We start from the raw sequence: 13,644 nt of genomic DNA, 5'->3' as shown, positions 1-13,644 counted from the left end.
ATCAGAAGTATCTCGATTTTATAGCAATTACTGAACCAAGGCTTGAGCTGCGCCAGTAATCAGAAACACACCAAAACCACCCAGCAGCGCTAGGGTAATTCGCTCGAGTGCCTGCGTGCTGTTTTTCAATTTTGTTTGTAACCAAGGCAAACGAAGCATTGCGGCCAATAAGCAAAACCATATTAAAGCCAGCAAAGAAAATTCAGCCACTAGAGCCGCCTTGAACCAGTCGGGGGTTGTGCCATTGCCTGCTAAAGCACCGGTTAACAAACTGATAAAATATAAATAGGCTTTGGGGTTTAGCAGGTTGCACAAAAGCCCTTGGTTAAATGCTTGGCGTGGACTGATATCAATCGGCTTCTCTGCTTTTAAATTTGTTTGAGTCGCTAGCTGGCGGGTTTTGTTTAAACCGATCCATCCAGAAGCAGCGATCCACAGCAGATAACCGCCGCACAGCCATGGCAGCCAGCTTTGTAAAAATGGCAGGACCTCTAGCAAAGGTTGGCCGGCATAAACCACTAGAGAGGTATGAAATACGATGGCGCTGGCGATTCCGCCGGCTAATGCAAAGGCCACTTTTAAGCGATGCGCCAGTGCAATCCGCAGCATCATCAGAAAATCTGGGCCGGGAGACATGAGTATCAGCCAGTGGAAAATACCAAGGGCGATCAGTTGTTGGGTCAGGTTCATTAGTAGGCATTCAGTTACAGCAGATTAAAGTGATTATCTCGTAATCGAGGGTGGTTTTCTTGTAGAAAATTGCAGGGCCACTGTCTCTAGAATCAGCTGCAATCGTTTGCTAGTAGTAACGGTAAGTTAGTGCTAGGCAATGCAATAAGGCTGAGTCTATGCTTTTGTTACTGACATGGGTGAGTGGTTGATACGATGCTGCTAGAAAGAATCAGTTTGGAAGCGAAGCGTTTTTCTGGGCAATTTGATGGCGCGGCTTTTCCTGATTTATCTAAGATGGGAGAGGGTCTAGAGTTGATCCCTCAACAAATTCTCATGCTATTAGATAAAAACAATTATTTAAGCCAAAATTGCGGTGTTTTTTTTATTAGTTCTATCGATTTTGCGATGTTGGCCTGTTTTGATTGTAGGTCATACCATTTTCATCATGGCTGGAATGAGATTAAAACAACGTATTTGAGTGATTTTGGCCAAAACCTTATGTCAATATTGGGTGAGATTTTTTTAAAAAACATCATGATGGCGCACAAAAAGATTCATCAAATAATTAATGATATCGCGATTGAAAGTAAAAACAAAAGAGATGAAGTAGAAGCTTCAATTAAACATACTAGCGGAGTTGCCATCATTCATCGTATTTGGTTAGGAAAAGAAGTGTCGTTAAATCGCATCACTGAAGTATTAATGTCTGATTTAGCAATTAGTAAAATATGGCGTAGCTTTGAAACCAATGAAACTATATCTAGAGATGTTAAATTTGTGATTTGGGCTGATAGAAAATTATTGGCGTTTGAAATACCGAAATATATAGCTAAATACTTTTTAATATACGATTTGGAATCACTTTTTGAAGAATTTAAGTTTAGCTTTACAAAAAGCCCCTTAGTGTCGCATTCTTTGATATCTGCCGCACGAGTTTTTATTTTAAGAAAACAATATGCAACTGCGACAGATATTCTAAGAATGATGGTGCTTTATCTCTATGGTGGCTTATATTTAGATTTTGAATTTGAGAGGAATCACGACATTACAGGTCGGTATTCTTTAAGCTTTTCGCCTTCAGCTTCGAGCTTAAGATTGATGCAGTCTTGCAGGCAAATGACCGTGTCAAAAAATGTATCGTCAGATTTTTTGATTAGTGTCAATAAAAAAATTGAAGGTGCATTTGAAAAAGATTGTTGGAATTTTTGTGAGTCATTAGAAAACACTGCTATTTACGTCGGGCGTTCTGATCATCGTTGGGTTCGGTTAGTATTGGTGTGTATTTATTTTAATATTTCTAATTTAGATGAATATGGGCCGCGAGGCTTTTTTTATAGGCAAAGGCAATCAGATTTTTTTGGTAAAAAAGATTATTTTAATGATGATCAAGGGTGTGCAAGGATAGCAACAAATATTTCACCTTCTATTTCCGCATTTTTAAACTTAGGTTATTATAGTTCTATTGATTATGAAAGAGTTTGTGTGAATATTTCTATGTATTTAAAAAAAAATAGTCCAGACATTTTATGTGATTTTAGTCGTTTTTTAGAGTTACCTAAAGAGGTGGCTTTTTTGAACGATCCGACAGGTGCTAACATTACACCGGGAAAGGGAAGGGCTGCATTTTTACTTGATGAGTTAGGTGTTATGAAGTTTGCTAATAAAAGTTGGAAGGCACGAATCCCCCCTATTAGCCTTGATGATTAATTTCGTTTTTCATAACTGCTTACAATAAGCCGAAGGCGTCATTCCATTAGCTTTGCGAAAGGCGTGTACGAAATGGCTTTGATCATAAAACCCAACGGCTGCTGCAACAGCGGCTGGTTTGCCGCCTTGCCTGAGTAGGCGTCGAGAAAAATCGATTCGCAATGACATTAAGTAAGCATGGGGTGTCATGCCGCAGCTCGCTTGAAAGCGGCGCAGGAATTGAAAGCTGCTAATTCCAAACAATGCAGAAAGATCTTCCAGCTTATGTTTGGCACTTAGATCGGCCAGTAAATAGTCATGAAGATAGCTTTTCTGTTTAAGTGATAACCCCCGTCCATTTTTAATAAAATTAGTTTTTGGCTGCAAATGGGAATATTGCTGGAACAAACTGGCCATTGTTTCTAGCCAACATGCTTGCCACGCCAAAGGTTCGGCTTGCTGAGAAGGATGTTGTGAGCTTGAAGGCTTCTGTGAGTAATGGTGAAGTTGTAGTAGCTGACGGTAAAGTTTTGGGTCGTCAATAATAGTGTCAGGCAAATATTGCAGTTGAAATTTATCGGTTAAATCTTCCATCAATGATTGCAAGGTTTGTGGTTCTAACCGAATTACATGCAGTGAATAACCATCGGACGATTGAGCAGCGCCATCATGCACCACATCTGGGTTTAACAATGCAATGCGGCCCGGTGCTAATGGTTCAATGCCTTTACGGGATGAAAATAATTGCACCCCTTGCGAGACCACGCCGATGTGGTAATCCAAATGGACGTGCTTGCCAAAACTAAAATCGCTTAGATTGGCTTTGGAGAATTCCAGCCCAGGCTTATGGATATTACTTGAGTCGCTATTACTGCTGTTAGATGTAGATGAAGCCAAGTGGAATGGTGGGTGCTTTTCAGGTCGAGTGTTGGCCATGCCAGCAGACATTTTATAACGATCAGAATGAGTCATATCTGAATCTGTCAGATCTAGCTTGGCGTTCATGATGAGTTAGTTGAGACCTCCAAGTGGTTTTTGTTTTAGCAGAGTGAATCTTGTTGAAAAATTCCAAAACTGTGTAGATAACGAGTCGGCTTCAAATCTAAATAAGAAGTTCACCAAAGCATAAACAGGGCCATTGATTGCATCTTGTAAAAAATTGCATCAAATAAGGTGGCCTGCTGATAACGTATTTTGAACTGGATGCTTGTCGGCGAGTCAACTGTTTGGCTAGTGTAAACGAGCGAGTACTAGGCAGCGACTCATCGTTAGATGATATAACGAGGTTGAACACAAGCCTGTATGTTCATTGGCCTTGAAACTCGCTCAGGGTAGGCGTTTGCTCGCTGAATGGCAATGCAGCCAAAGCAGGAAAGTATGTTAGTCTTTTGCCCATTAACTTTTTGATAGATTCACCCCACCGGCTAGGTTCAACACCTGAATGCAGGAAATGTTGCAGCCGGTTGCAATGGATGTAGTTACTTATGCTGCTGATGATCGATAACTACGATTCTTTTACCTATAACCTTGTGCAGTACTTCGGTGAGCTTGGGGCTGAGGTTAAAGTATTTCGTAATGACCAAATTACTATTGAACAGATTGAAGCGTTGTCGCCCAGTCACCTAGTTGTTTCCCCCGGCCCATGTACTCCGAATGAAGCGGGCGTATCGGTAGCAGCAATCAAACACTTCGCTGGAAAAATCCCAATTCTTGGTGTTTGCCTTGGCCACCAAAGCCTCGGCCAAGCTTTTGGTGGTGACGTAATTCATGCTAAGCAAGTGATGCATGGAAAAACATCGCCAATCTTTCATTCCGATAAAGGCATTTTCAATAGCTTGGGCAACCCTTATACCGCAACCCGATATCATTCGCTGGTGGTGGATAAAAACAGCTTGCCTGATTGTTTGGAAATAACCGCTTGGACTGAGAATGAAACGGGTGAAATGGATGAGATCATGGGTTTGAGACACAAGGAATATGATATTCAGGGGGTGCAATATCACCCGGAATCTATTCTCTCTGAGCATGGACATGACCTGTTAAAGAACTTCCTTGATGATGCAAAATAACTAGTCTTGGAAAGGTTTAAGTTTTCAGAATTAAAATCAAACAAAGTTATAAAAGGTGCTCCATGACTGCTCAAGCGATCACGATTCAACAAGCGCTCGGTCGGGTGCTGGATCATATCGATCTGACCCGCGAGGAAATGGCTCAGGTAATGCGTCAGATAATGACCGGTGGCGCGACCGATGCTCAGATTGGTGGTTTTTTACTCGCCTTACGCATGAAAGGCGAAAGTATTGATGAAATTACAGCCGCTGCGGGTGTGATGCGTGAATTGGCTTCAAAGGTTGCAGTGGTTGATGGCGCAGTAGATACCTGCGGTACCGGTGGTGATGGTGCTAACTTGTTTAATGTTTCAACTGCCGGTGCTTTTGTTGTGGCAGCGGCAGGAGGCAAGGTTGCCAAGCATGGCAACCGTTCTGTTTCTAGCTCCACTGGTAGTGCCGATGTCTTGGAAGCGGCGGGGATTAATTTGTCGATTAGTCCTGAACAAGTAGCCAAATGTATCGAAGAGATTGGTTTAGGTTTTATGTTCGCACCCGCCCACCACGGCGCAATGAAACATTGCATTGGTCCGCGCAAAGAGCTGGGTCAACGTACTATTTTTAATATCCTCGGTCCGATGACCAATCCAGCGGGTGTTAAGCGTCAGGTGGTCGGGGTCTTCACCGAAAAACTATGTCGGCCAATGGCGGAAGTACTGCAGCGATTGGGTAGTGAGCATGTGATGGTGGTTCATGCTCAAGACGGGCTGGATGAAATTTCTATTGCATCCAAAACCCATGTTGCTGAATTAAAAAATGGAGAAATCAGCGAATATGTTATCCGCCCAGAAGATTTTGGTATTGATAGTGAATCATTGATTGGTCTGGAAGTAGATTCTGCCGCAGAATCGTTAAAACTGATTAAAGATGCATTAGGCAAGCGCAAGGGCGAGCATAGTCGTAAAGCAGCAGACATTATTGTTTTAAATGCCGGTGCTGCAATCTATGTTGCCGGGATTGCCGAGAATCTAGCTGAAGGTATTACCATCGCAGAGGATGTGATTGCATCGGGTCTGGCAGGTGAAAAAATTGGTGAACTCGCTGCATTTAGTCAGTGCTTTTCTAACTAGTTGAGTTTTGCTAGTTGGGTTTTGGCGCACTGAATTTTCATCAGCTAGTGAATGCATTAAAAGATTGAGAGTCGAAAATGAATATTGCTGCAAATACGCCAGATGTATTAAAAAAAATCATCGCTCGTAAATTTGAAGAAATTGCCGAACGTTCACTGGTTTGTTCGATTGCTGAACAAGAGCAATTGGCCGCCGCGGCTGATTTACCTCGTGGCTTTACCCAGGCAATGGAACAAAAAATTGCGGCAGGAAATTCTGCAGTAATTGCTGAAATCAAACGGGCATCTCCGAGCAAAGGCTTGTTGCGAGAAGATTTTCGTCCAGCTGATATTGCAAGAAGCTATCAAAAGGGTGGTGCAGCTTGTTTGTCGGTATTAACTGATAGGGATTTCTTTCAGGGCGGTGAAGAATTTTTAAAGGCCGCCAGAGCGGCTTGTGATTTACCGGTGATTCGCAAAGACTTCATTGTCGACCCTTATCAGGTGGCTGAAGCTCGAGCGATAGGCGCAGATGCTATTTTATTAATTGTTGCTGCGCTGGAAGATGGCCGGATGGCTGATTTACATGCTCAGGCACTGTCTTTGGGAATGGATGTATTAATTGAAGTGCATGACGGCGCTGAACTGGAGCGGGCGCTCAAGTTGAATAACCGCTTAATCGGAATAAATAACCGTAACTTGCGTAACTTTGAAACCACGTTGGATACCACGATTAATCTGCTCGATCGAATTGGTGATGAGCGACTGGTAGTCACCGAATCAGCAATTCATACCGTGAATGATGTTGCTTTAATGCGCTCGCATAATGTCAACGCATTCTTAGTTGGCGAAGCCTTTATGCGTGCCAATGAGCCTGGTGATAAATTGGCAGAGTTATTCAGCTGACTGTTGTTTTTGTTTAAAAAGCCGAACTGCAATGTTCGGCTTTTTTATGGGCGTTTGTTTATCTATAGTCTTCTTTTTTAAGCGCTTTAACATTCAAATGAGCACGTATCTTTGTTTGGTACGGATGCTGATGCGCCAGAGGTTCATAACAGCGCTTTCTGGAAAACAATCAGGTGAACTAGAGCTCGATTAAACTGTGATCTAGTACCAATCGATGCGCCACTAAGCTGTCTAGAATAAAAGGATATATGCTCAAATTGGTCGTTATGATTAGTTTTTGCTGTTAGTCTTAGCAGTTATGTAATGGATTGGCTGGAGAAAAATAGTGAGACCTTCTCAGGAAGTGTTGAAGTTCTGGTTTGGTGAGCAGAGTAATTTATTAGAGCTGGCTAAGTCACAAAGCAAACTTTGGTGGGGAAAAGGTGATGAAACTGATCTACTGATAGCTGAAAAATTTCAGCTAATGGTTGAATTGGCAGCCACTGGTGAATTGAGCGATTGGGAAAAACAAGCGGGCTCTCGACTGGCGCTGATTATTTTACTCGACCAATTTTCTCGTAATATATGGCGTGATCAATCTAAGAGTTTTGCTCAAGATCATCTGGCATTAATGCTATGTAAGCAGGGTTTACAACAGCAGCATGACCAGGATTTAAATTGGGTTGAGCGGGTATTCTTTTATATGCCGTTGATGCATTCTGAAAGTCTTTCCGATCAAAAATTATCTGTCGAATTATTTCAAAAGCTGTTATCAGAAGCACCAGATGAGATGAATCAGCTGATGCAATCTCATTTGGATTATGCAATTCGCCACCAGAAAATCGTTGAACAATTTGGTCGCTACCCGCATAGAAATGAAGTGTTACGACGAGAGTCTACCTCGGAAGAGTTACAGTTTTTATTGCAGCCAGGTTCAAGTTTTTAGTTATTTAGTTTTAAATGTTAGCTTTCTTTTTTATTTCTCCTGTTCCGATGTAAAATCGTTACTGATTTTCTTGGGCTTGTTTCTCGACAGGCTGTTTTTCGGGCTAATGTTCTATGCTGGGTCTTTCTGGTTATCTGGGATTGTTTCTTTCCGCTCTAGTTGCTGCCACACTTCTTCCTGCTCAATCTGAAGCCTTGCTGGCAGGGTTGGTGTTTAGCGAAGATTTTTCGCTGACGCTGCTTTGGCTGGCGGCGACTTCCGGTAATGTTTTAGGCTCAATGATCAACTGGTATCTAGGGACTTATATTGAGCGCTTTAGCCATCGGCGTTGGTTTCCTGTCTCAGAAAAGCAGTTGGCTAAAGCACATGCATTTTACCAAAAATATGGTCGCTGGAGTTTGTTGCTAAGCTGGATGCCGATTATTGGCGACCCAATTACTTTGGTAGCTGGAGTAATGAAAGAGCCGTTCTGGAGGTTTTCCCTGATTGTTACCTTGGCTAAAGGCTTGCGATATTTAGTGGTAATCGGAATTACCCTTGCAGCAGTTTAATCGGTGAGCGTCCGAGAAGTTCGTGATTTAAATCTTCTAATTTTATTCTCCAATTTAAATATTAAAACCACCAGCTTTAGCCATGATAATTTACCGCTTCATTTGAAGTGTTGGGTGAGTGATGTTTTTGGAATGTCGTTATCAAGGTCATGCGGCATCAAAATCCAGTATCGTTTTGTATCTATTGCGAAATAGCATTATTAAATAATCAGGGTTAGAAAGGTTAAAAGATCTGATTAGTAAAGATCACGTACATCTTTTTATATCCGCGCTACCCAATATCGCTGTAAATGAAATCATGCATCGAATAAAAAGAGCAGAAGCTAAACAGAGTCGTTGAGGATTCTCTTGGTTTTAAACAACATTTAGGTTTTGTATTTTCAGGTGAAAGGTTGATTTTTTTCTGTTGAAGGTAGTGTGACGAAAGAATGATAAAGGAATATTCAGAGTATTATTTCGAACCGAAAGTGACAGGTGGTTTCTGAACGGAATATTGGCAGCCAATAATGAGTCTTAGAACCGTACCCACAATACGAAACCACCGGCTTTTAGCCGGTGGTGATTGAGTGTGTTTGTACCGAAACTTTTCTCTACCTTTTGATATCTTTATCTTTTTCAAATTAGATTAGTTGGTGCCTCTAACTATTTGATAAGTAATATCTCATTGGTAGCAGCTTATATCTAAGTAAACTCCGTATGCTGAATCAAGGACGAAAGGATTGGAGTCTCCTGTAGGCAGAAGTCTAACAGCAAAGAATCCAGCACCTCGTTCTACTACACTCGCTACAACAGCTAAGTATGTGGCGCCTTGATCAGGCGAAGAGGAAATTTCTCCGAGCGCATTGATCCTATCTCTAAGAGCGTTGGCTTGAGCCTGACTGCTTCGAAGTTGGACTAACTGCTGTCCCTGGGAAGTTGTCTCAGAGATCCAGAGGCGCATGTAATCCTTACATACATAATCTGGAGATCTAGTAGGAACGGCAACATCAATAGTTGCGGGATATAAATCTAACCCAAGATCCTCAGTCGCATAAGTATAAAGACTGTATTGCCCTATTGACACGTTGCTAATGAAAAAGGGAGTTCCGTTTACTGAGAACTTACCACCGTTTTGCTTGGCTGTTCTAAGTCGATAACCTACATCTGCAAGATGGTCGCCATCTGAAGAGTCAATGCCAAAGGATGTTAATCCGAGGTATGATTCGGTATAGACACTAAATCCTCCAATACTGAATCTTGATTCTGTAATAACCTGACTAAATACATAATCACCATTTCCTAGATAACCGGTAAAGCCCACAGAATAAACTAAATCAGATCTTAGAAGCAGGTCCACATTGTCAGAATCATACCCCGAACCAGTCCATCTAAGGCCATCTTTTCGGAGAACAATAATCGTCATGTCAGATACATGCTCTGAGTATATTAACTCAAAGTCTCCATCAGCATTGATGCTTCCCAAAGTCACTAGATCAGGCATGGATGCTGGGATATCGTCTGGCTTTGCAGTAAGACCATGTGCGCTGTTTACTTCCTCTAGAGAGTCCATCCAGCTGCCATCGATAGAGACTAAGTTCTCAGTGTCGCTAGCGTCTACACCCTGATTGTTACCGCAAGATACTAATAAACTAAGCAGCATCATCGATAATAATACTTTTTTCATATCGCTCACCTTCTAATAGTAGGTAGTAGGAAGAAACTGTCGTTGTGCTGAGTTATTTGATTTCATTTATCTCCATCACGTCCGGCACCTCCTTCCAGAATTTCTTAATGGTTTTGTAAGTATTTAAAAAATATTGCTTTATTTGCCGCTCTGGCAAAAGCAGTTTTCCACCTACGGTTTTGAATTTTGGTTGTAACTGGCAGCTGTTTGCTCTAGAAAATCTGATTTACTGCTGCTTGGAATACCAGTAAAAGAAGTGAGCTGGCTAACGTAAGTGCTAAAAAATTCATCGAAATTATCTAGGCTAATTTAGACGCCAAGCTTGGAATCTTATTCCATAAATTCAAATGAATAAATTTTCACGTTTTTCAATTATACAACATTTCATGAGGTGCAAGGAATCAGGCTATTGATATGATTAACTGTAGTGTTGTTTGTTAGCTGGTTTCGTTCGGCGATAAAGATAAAATTGTTAGCGTCTTTATGCTTCCACAAATCAACAACAATAACTTTCTAATTTATCTTTAGGATTATCAATAGTATTGTTGAGATGGTTAGCTTTGATGCGCTGTTAGTAATTTCGATATCAACAAATAGCAGGGCGTTTATTTTTCCTTCAGTAGCAATAGCATCACTTCAGAGTGCAAAATATTTAAAATGCTTTTTTAGTGTTTGTAAGGGGTTTGGGTTTGTTAATGCTCTGTTGATTAAATCATCTGATAATCTGCAGCATTTGCTTTGTAGGGCATGCGGCAATGCTGTGTTTTGCGGGTGAAGAGAGCGTTTTTTAAATAAAAAATTATAGTGCGAAAATGCAGTTGTAAAATTATTGCGTTTAAGTGCAATGATTCATTATGGTTTAATGAAAATCGATATGAAGTTTTCTAAGGGGGCAATGGGGTTTAAATAATGGCTATTTAAATGGCATTATTACCGAAATAGATTGATTATCATTCCTCAGTCGCGATAAATCTGACTTAGCATTTCGCCCAATCACACAAACAGAATGAGCATCATAGGGATTTTCTTCAATAGTAATAGGTAACCAATCTGGAGGAAATACCATTGGTTTAGCTAGATGGCTAAAAGCAAACTCTGACATCTCACTATAATTCTCTGTTTGTCCTAAGGCCGCAGATTGCACAGAAAAAAAAAGCCTCTGTAGCAAACGTTTGAGCGACTTTTCAGTAACCCTTAAAAACACAAGGTTGGTAGGTTGCTTAATTACTAGCCGAGTATGATGGTTAGCGAGTGGAGTCATTAGTTAAGTTGAGTCTGAGCTTCGCCATATAGTCGATTGAAAATAAAAATTAATCCAATCAATAGCAAGAAATCAAGTTTAAAAAAATAAATGTCGTTTATTATCGACTGATAATTCTGGTGACTATTTTTTAAAAGAAACGAACTATAGCTTTAGCCGGGTTATATAAAGAAAGTGATGCTTAGTATTAAAGAAAATATAATGCGAAAAATGTTAGTTGTTGCTTGAGTTAATTTAAGTTTTTATTTTCATGTGGTTGTGTTATTTCGCTTTAATCGTTGCTCCCCGTTGGTGTTACGATTTTTTCCAGTGATCGTGTTCAATTAAACTAATTAGAGATGTCAGGGTAAAGTAGGTCGCTCATAAAAAAGGTGCTTTAAATGAAATTATTAAAAACAATCTCTGCAGCTGCGATTTCTCTGGCAGTACTTGGCTTATCTGTAACAGCGAGTGCTAATGAGGAGAATCTGCCAGTTATTCAGGGAATCAATTCCGTAGTGGTATTCGGTGATAGCCTTTCTGACACCGGAACCATCACTTTTTTGCTTCGTGGAGTAAACCAGTTTAATAGAGGACAAGGAATACCAGAAGTGGCAGTACGGGGACCACGGCGTTTTTCTAATGGAGACTTGTGGGTGGACTACCTCAGTGAATCACTGAATGTACCCCAATTTAACTTCGCTGTTTCTGGTGCTCGGGCAGTAGGTCATGATTCTGCTCTGCTGCAGCAATCAGCGCAGGACGGTTTATTTCTACGAGAAGGCTATACCGAGTTAGGTTTGTACGGTCAAGTTCAAAATTACGTCACCAATTTTTCGGGAGATAAGGCAACAGCGCTACATACGATCTTGATAGGTGGCAATGATATTATTGGTTTTTTGGAAGGTAATTCCGATTTAACTAATCGCCAGCAAGTAGTTGAGCGTATTGTCTCGGTGATTTCAGCTTCAGTTTTTCAACTGGGAAGTGCTGGCGCAAAAAACATTGTTGTTTTAACACTGCCTGAAATTGGTGATTTGCCACGTTTTAGCATTTCTTCAGCGTTAAGAGGAAAATCAGAAGAAGCGAACCTAATTGTTGAATTGGTAAATCGCGGTTTACAAGATGCATTTTACAAGGAGAGCCGTCTTACCAATCTGGGGTACAATGTAACAACGGTTAATGGTGCCCGTTTCTTTAATAATATTTCGTCGAGTGGACAATTCGCTAATCCGCAGCAAACCTGGTTGCAAGTTATTGAGCAGAATGGCCAGATTAGCTTGGTTCCTGACGCTAATGGTTCTCCACAAGTAAATGGTAATCCAGAAGACTTTATTTTCTGGGATAGTATTCATCCAACTACTCGAACGCATCAGCTACTATCTGACCAAGTATTGGGTGAACTCCAGCAGCAATCACATTGTTTTGCCAATGTCGCAAACTGTAGTGTTTCGTATGAGCTGAAGTTGCAGTAATAAACCAACGGGCAAATATGAATTGTTTGCTCGTTTTTCTTTGTTGGGCAGGGTGCTTGGCTAGTCGTAAAGTGCCGTGCCGTTATTATGGTTTGCATAAATCCAGTGAAAACAGCATTAAGCCAGACCAAATATTTGAAAGCCCAATGGCAAGTTGTGTTGAATCTCAAACAGCAAGCAGCAAAACCGTCAGCTTTATGATGTCGACTTTAATTCAGTTAATTTAACTCGATCGTTTTATAATTATTTACGATTTATTGAGATATCGTCTAAATCTTGAGTGACGTCATTTTACTGTTGAGATATTTAAGGTTAATGCACTATTAGTAATTTCGACATCGACAAGTACTGGAGTATTTGTTTCTCGTTTAGCAGCAATAGCAGTACTCAGGAATGCAAAACATCTTAAATGCCTTTTTAGTATTTACAAGAGGTTTGGGTTTGTTAATGCTCTGTTGATTAAATTGTCTACTGATCTGCAGTATCTGTTTTATAGAGCATAGGGCAATGCTGTATTTTGCGGATGAAGAGAGCGTTTTTTAAATAAAAAATTATAGTGCGAAAATGCAGTTGTAAAATTATTGCGTTTAAGTGCAATGATTCATCATGGCTTAATGAAAATCGATATGAAGTTTTCTAAGGGGGCAATGGGATTTAAATAATGGCTCTTTAAATGGCATTATTACCGAAATAGATTAATCGTCATTCCTTTGTTGGTATCTATTGAGCTCTTTAGGTATTCAGTCCAGGACTCCATTCTACAAACCGATTCAACTATTGGCTTTGCTAACCAAAATGGAAGCCGTTGGCTGACTTCAATATAGTCTGCTGCAGGAAAAACCAATGGACTCCAAGGGTCGCAGATAACGCAATCATTGCCCCAATTTTCAGGCCGTGATAGATCCGATTTAGCATTTCGCCCAATCACACAAACAGAATGAGCATCACAGGGATTTTCTTCAGTGGTAATTAGTAACAAATCCAGAGGAAACACCATTGATTTAGCTAGATGGCTAAAAGCAAACTCTGACATCTCACCACAATTCCCTGTTTGTCCTAAGGCAGCAGATCGCGCAGAAAATAAAAGCTTGGCTATCTCGTAGCTAGGTGGCAATGCCAAGCTCCAGTTTTGAAAAAAACTCGATACCTTCAGCTGAGATTGATACTCATTGGTAAGGTAGCGAGTTCGAAACAAGCGAGCATTACCAGCCTCTGTAGCGAAGCGTTTGAGCGGTTTTTCAATCGCCTCTGAAAATACAAGGTTGGTAGATTGCTTAATTGCTAGCCGAGTATGATGGCTAGCGAGTCGAGCCATGAGTAAGTTGAGTTTGAGTTTTGTCATATGGTCGATTGAAAATAAAAATTAACCT

The 13,644-nt window shown here is 40.7% G+C and carries 14 protein-coding genes; 9 read left to right on the top strand and 5 right to left on the bottom strand.

Annotated elements, in window-relative coordinates:
- Positions 1-27 precede the first annotated feature (27 nt).
- The gene (locus tag DC094_RS04190; protein WP_116685810.1) at positions 28-690 is read right to left on the bottom strand and encodes a LysE family translocator; all 663 of its coding nucleotides are present in this window, start codon (positions 688-690) and stop codon (positions 28-30) included.
- A gap of 195 nt (positions 691-885) precedes the next feature.
- Between DC094_RS04190 and DC094_RS04185 the strand changes: the two genes are divergently transcribed.
- Positions 886-2,379 (top strand): glycosyltransferase, encoded by a 1,494-nt coding sequence (locus tag DC094_RS04185; RefSeq protein WP_116685809.1) that lies wholly within the window; start codon positions 886-888, stop codon positions 2,377-2,379.
- A gap of 9 nt (positions 2,380-2,388) precedes the next feature.
- Here DC094_RS04185 and DC094_RS04180 read toward each other — a convergent pair whose 3' ends face one another.
- Positions 2,389-3,363, bottom strand: coding sequence for an AraC family transcriptional regulator (locus tag DC094_RS04180; protein ID WP_116685808.1), 975 nt, complete (start codon positions 3,361-3,363; stop codon positions 2,389-2,391).
- 479 nt (positions 3,364-3,842) lie between these two features.
- Between DC094_RS04180 and DC094_RS04175 the strand changes: the two genes are divergently transcribed.
- The 6 genes from DC094_RS04175 (at position 3,843) to DC094_RS22820 (ending at position 8,236) form a co-directional block, all read left to right on the top strand.
- On the top strand, positions 3,843-4,427 hold the full coding sequence (locus DC094_RS04175; RefSeq protein ID WP_116685807.1) for an anthranilate synthase component II: 585 nt from the start codon (positions 3,843-3,845) through the stop codon (positions 4,425-4,427).
- 62 nt (positions 4,428-4,489) lie between these two features.
- Positions 4,490-5,536, top strand: coding sequence for an anthranilate phosphoribosyltransferase (gene trpD, locus DC094_RS04170; RefSeq protein WP_439650630.1), 1,047 nt, complete (start codon positions 4,490-4,492; stop codon positions 5,534-5,536).
- Between the two features lie 77 nt (positions 5,537-5,613).
- Positions 5,614-6,420, top strand: a complete 807-nt coding sequence (trpC, locus tag DC094_RS04165) for an indole-3-glycerol phosphate synthase TrpC (protein ID WP_116685806.1) — start codon at positions 5,614-5,616, stop codon at positions 6,418-6,420.
- 325 nt (positions 6,421-6,745) lie between these two features.
- Positions 6,746-7,345: a DUF924 family protein gene (locus DC094_RS04160; protein ID WP_116685805.1), complete on the top strand. Its 600-nt coding sequence runs from the start codon at positions 6,746-6,748 to the stop codon at positions 7,343-7,345.
- A 113-nt stretch (positions 7,346-7,458) separates the two neighbouring features.
- The gene (locus DC094_RS04155; protein WP_116685804.1) at positions 7,459-7,896 is read left to right on the top strand and encodes a YqaA family protein; all 438 of its coding nucleotides are present in this window, start codon (positions 7,459-7,461) and stop codon (positions 7,894-7,896) included.
- Positions 7,897-8,128: 232 nt separating this feature from the next.
- Positions 8,129-8,236: a transposase gene (locus DC094_RS22820; RefSeq protein ID WP_116686200.1), complete on the top strand. Its 108-nt coding sequence runs from the start codon at positions 8,129-8,131 to the stop codon at positions 8,234-8,236.
- A gap of 321 nt (positions 8,237-8,557) precedes the next feature.
- Here the strand turns inward: DC094_RS22820 and DC094_RS04145 are convergent, their stop codons facing one another.
- Together DC094_RS04145 and DC094_RS21845 are read right to left on the bottom strand one after the other, a co-directional pair.
- Entirely contained in the window at positions 8,558-9,559 is a 1,002-nt protein-coding gene (locus tag DC094_RS04145) for a hypothetical protein (RefSeq protein ID WP_116685803.1), read from the bottom strand.
- A gap of 913 nt (positions 9,560-10,472) precedes the next feature.
- Positions 10,473-10,661 (bottom strand): hypothetical protein, encoded by a 189-nt coding sequence (locus tag DC094_RS21845; protein ID WP_133245461.1) that lies wholly within the window; start codon positions 10,659-10,661, stop codon positions 10,473-10,475.
- Between the two features lie 539 nt (positions 10,662-11,200).
- Here DC094_RS21845 and DC094_RS04135 point away from each other — a divergent pair.
- A complete protein-coding gene (locus tag DC094_RS04135) occupies positions 11,201-12,274 on the top strand; it encodes an SGNH/GDSL hydrolase family protein (protein ID WP_116685801.1) in 1,074 nt (357 codons plus the stop codon).
- Positions 12,275-12,330: 56 nt separating this feature from the next.
- A complete protein-coding gene (locus tag DC094_RS22010) occupies positions 12,331-12,501 on the top strand; it encodes a hypothetical protein (RefSeq protein WP_158527206.1) in 171 nt (56 codons plus the stop codon).
- Between the two features lie 455 nt (positions 12,502-12,956).
- On the opposite strand, the gene DC094_RS04125 is transcribed toward DC094_RS22010, so the two are convergent.
- On the bottom strand, positions 12,957-13,616 hold the full coding sequence (locus DC094_RS04125; RefSeq protein ID WP_133245460.1) for a hypothetical protein: 660 nt from the start codon (positions 13,614-13,616) through the stop codon (positions 12,957-12,959).
- Positions 13,617-13,644 lie beyond the last annotated feature (28 nt).

Source organism: Pelagibaculum spongiae, assembly GCF_003097315.1.
GTDB classification, from domain to species: Bacteria; Pseudomonadota; Gammaproteobacteria; order Enterobacterales; family Pelagibaculaceae; genus Pelagibaculum; species Pelagibaculum spongiae.
The sequence above is the reverse complement of the archived record's forward strand: the minus strand, read 5'-3'. Positions and strand labels throughout refer to the sequence as shown.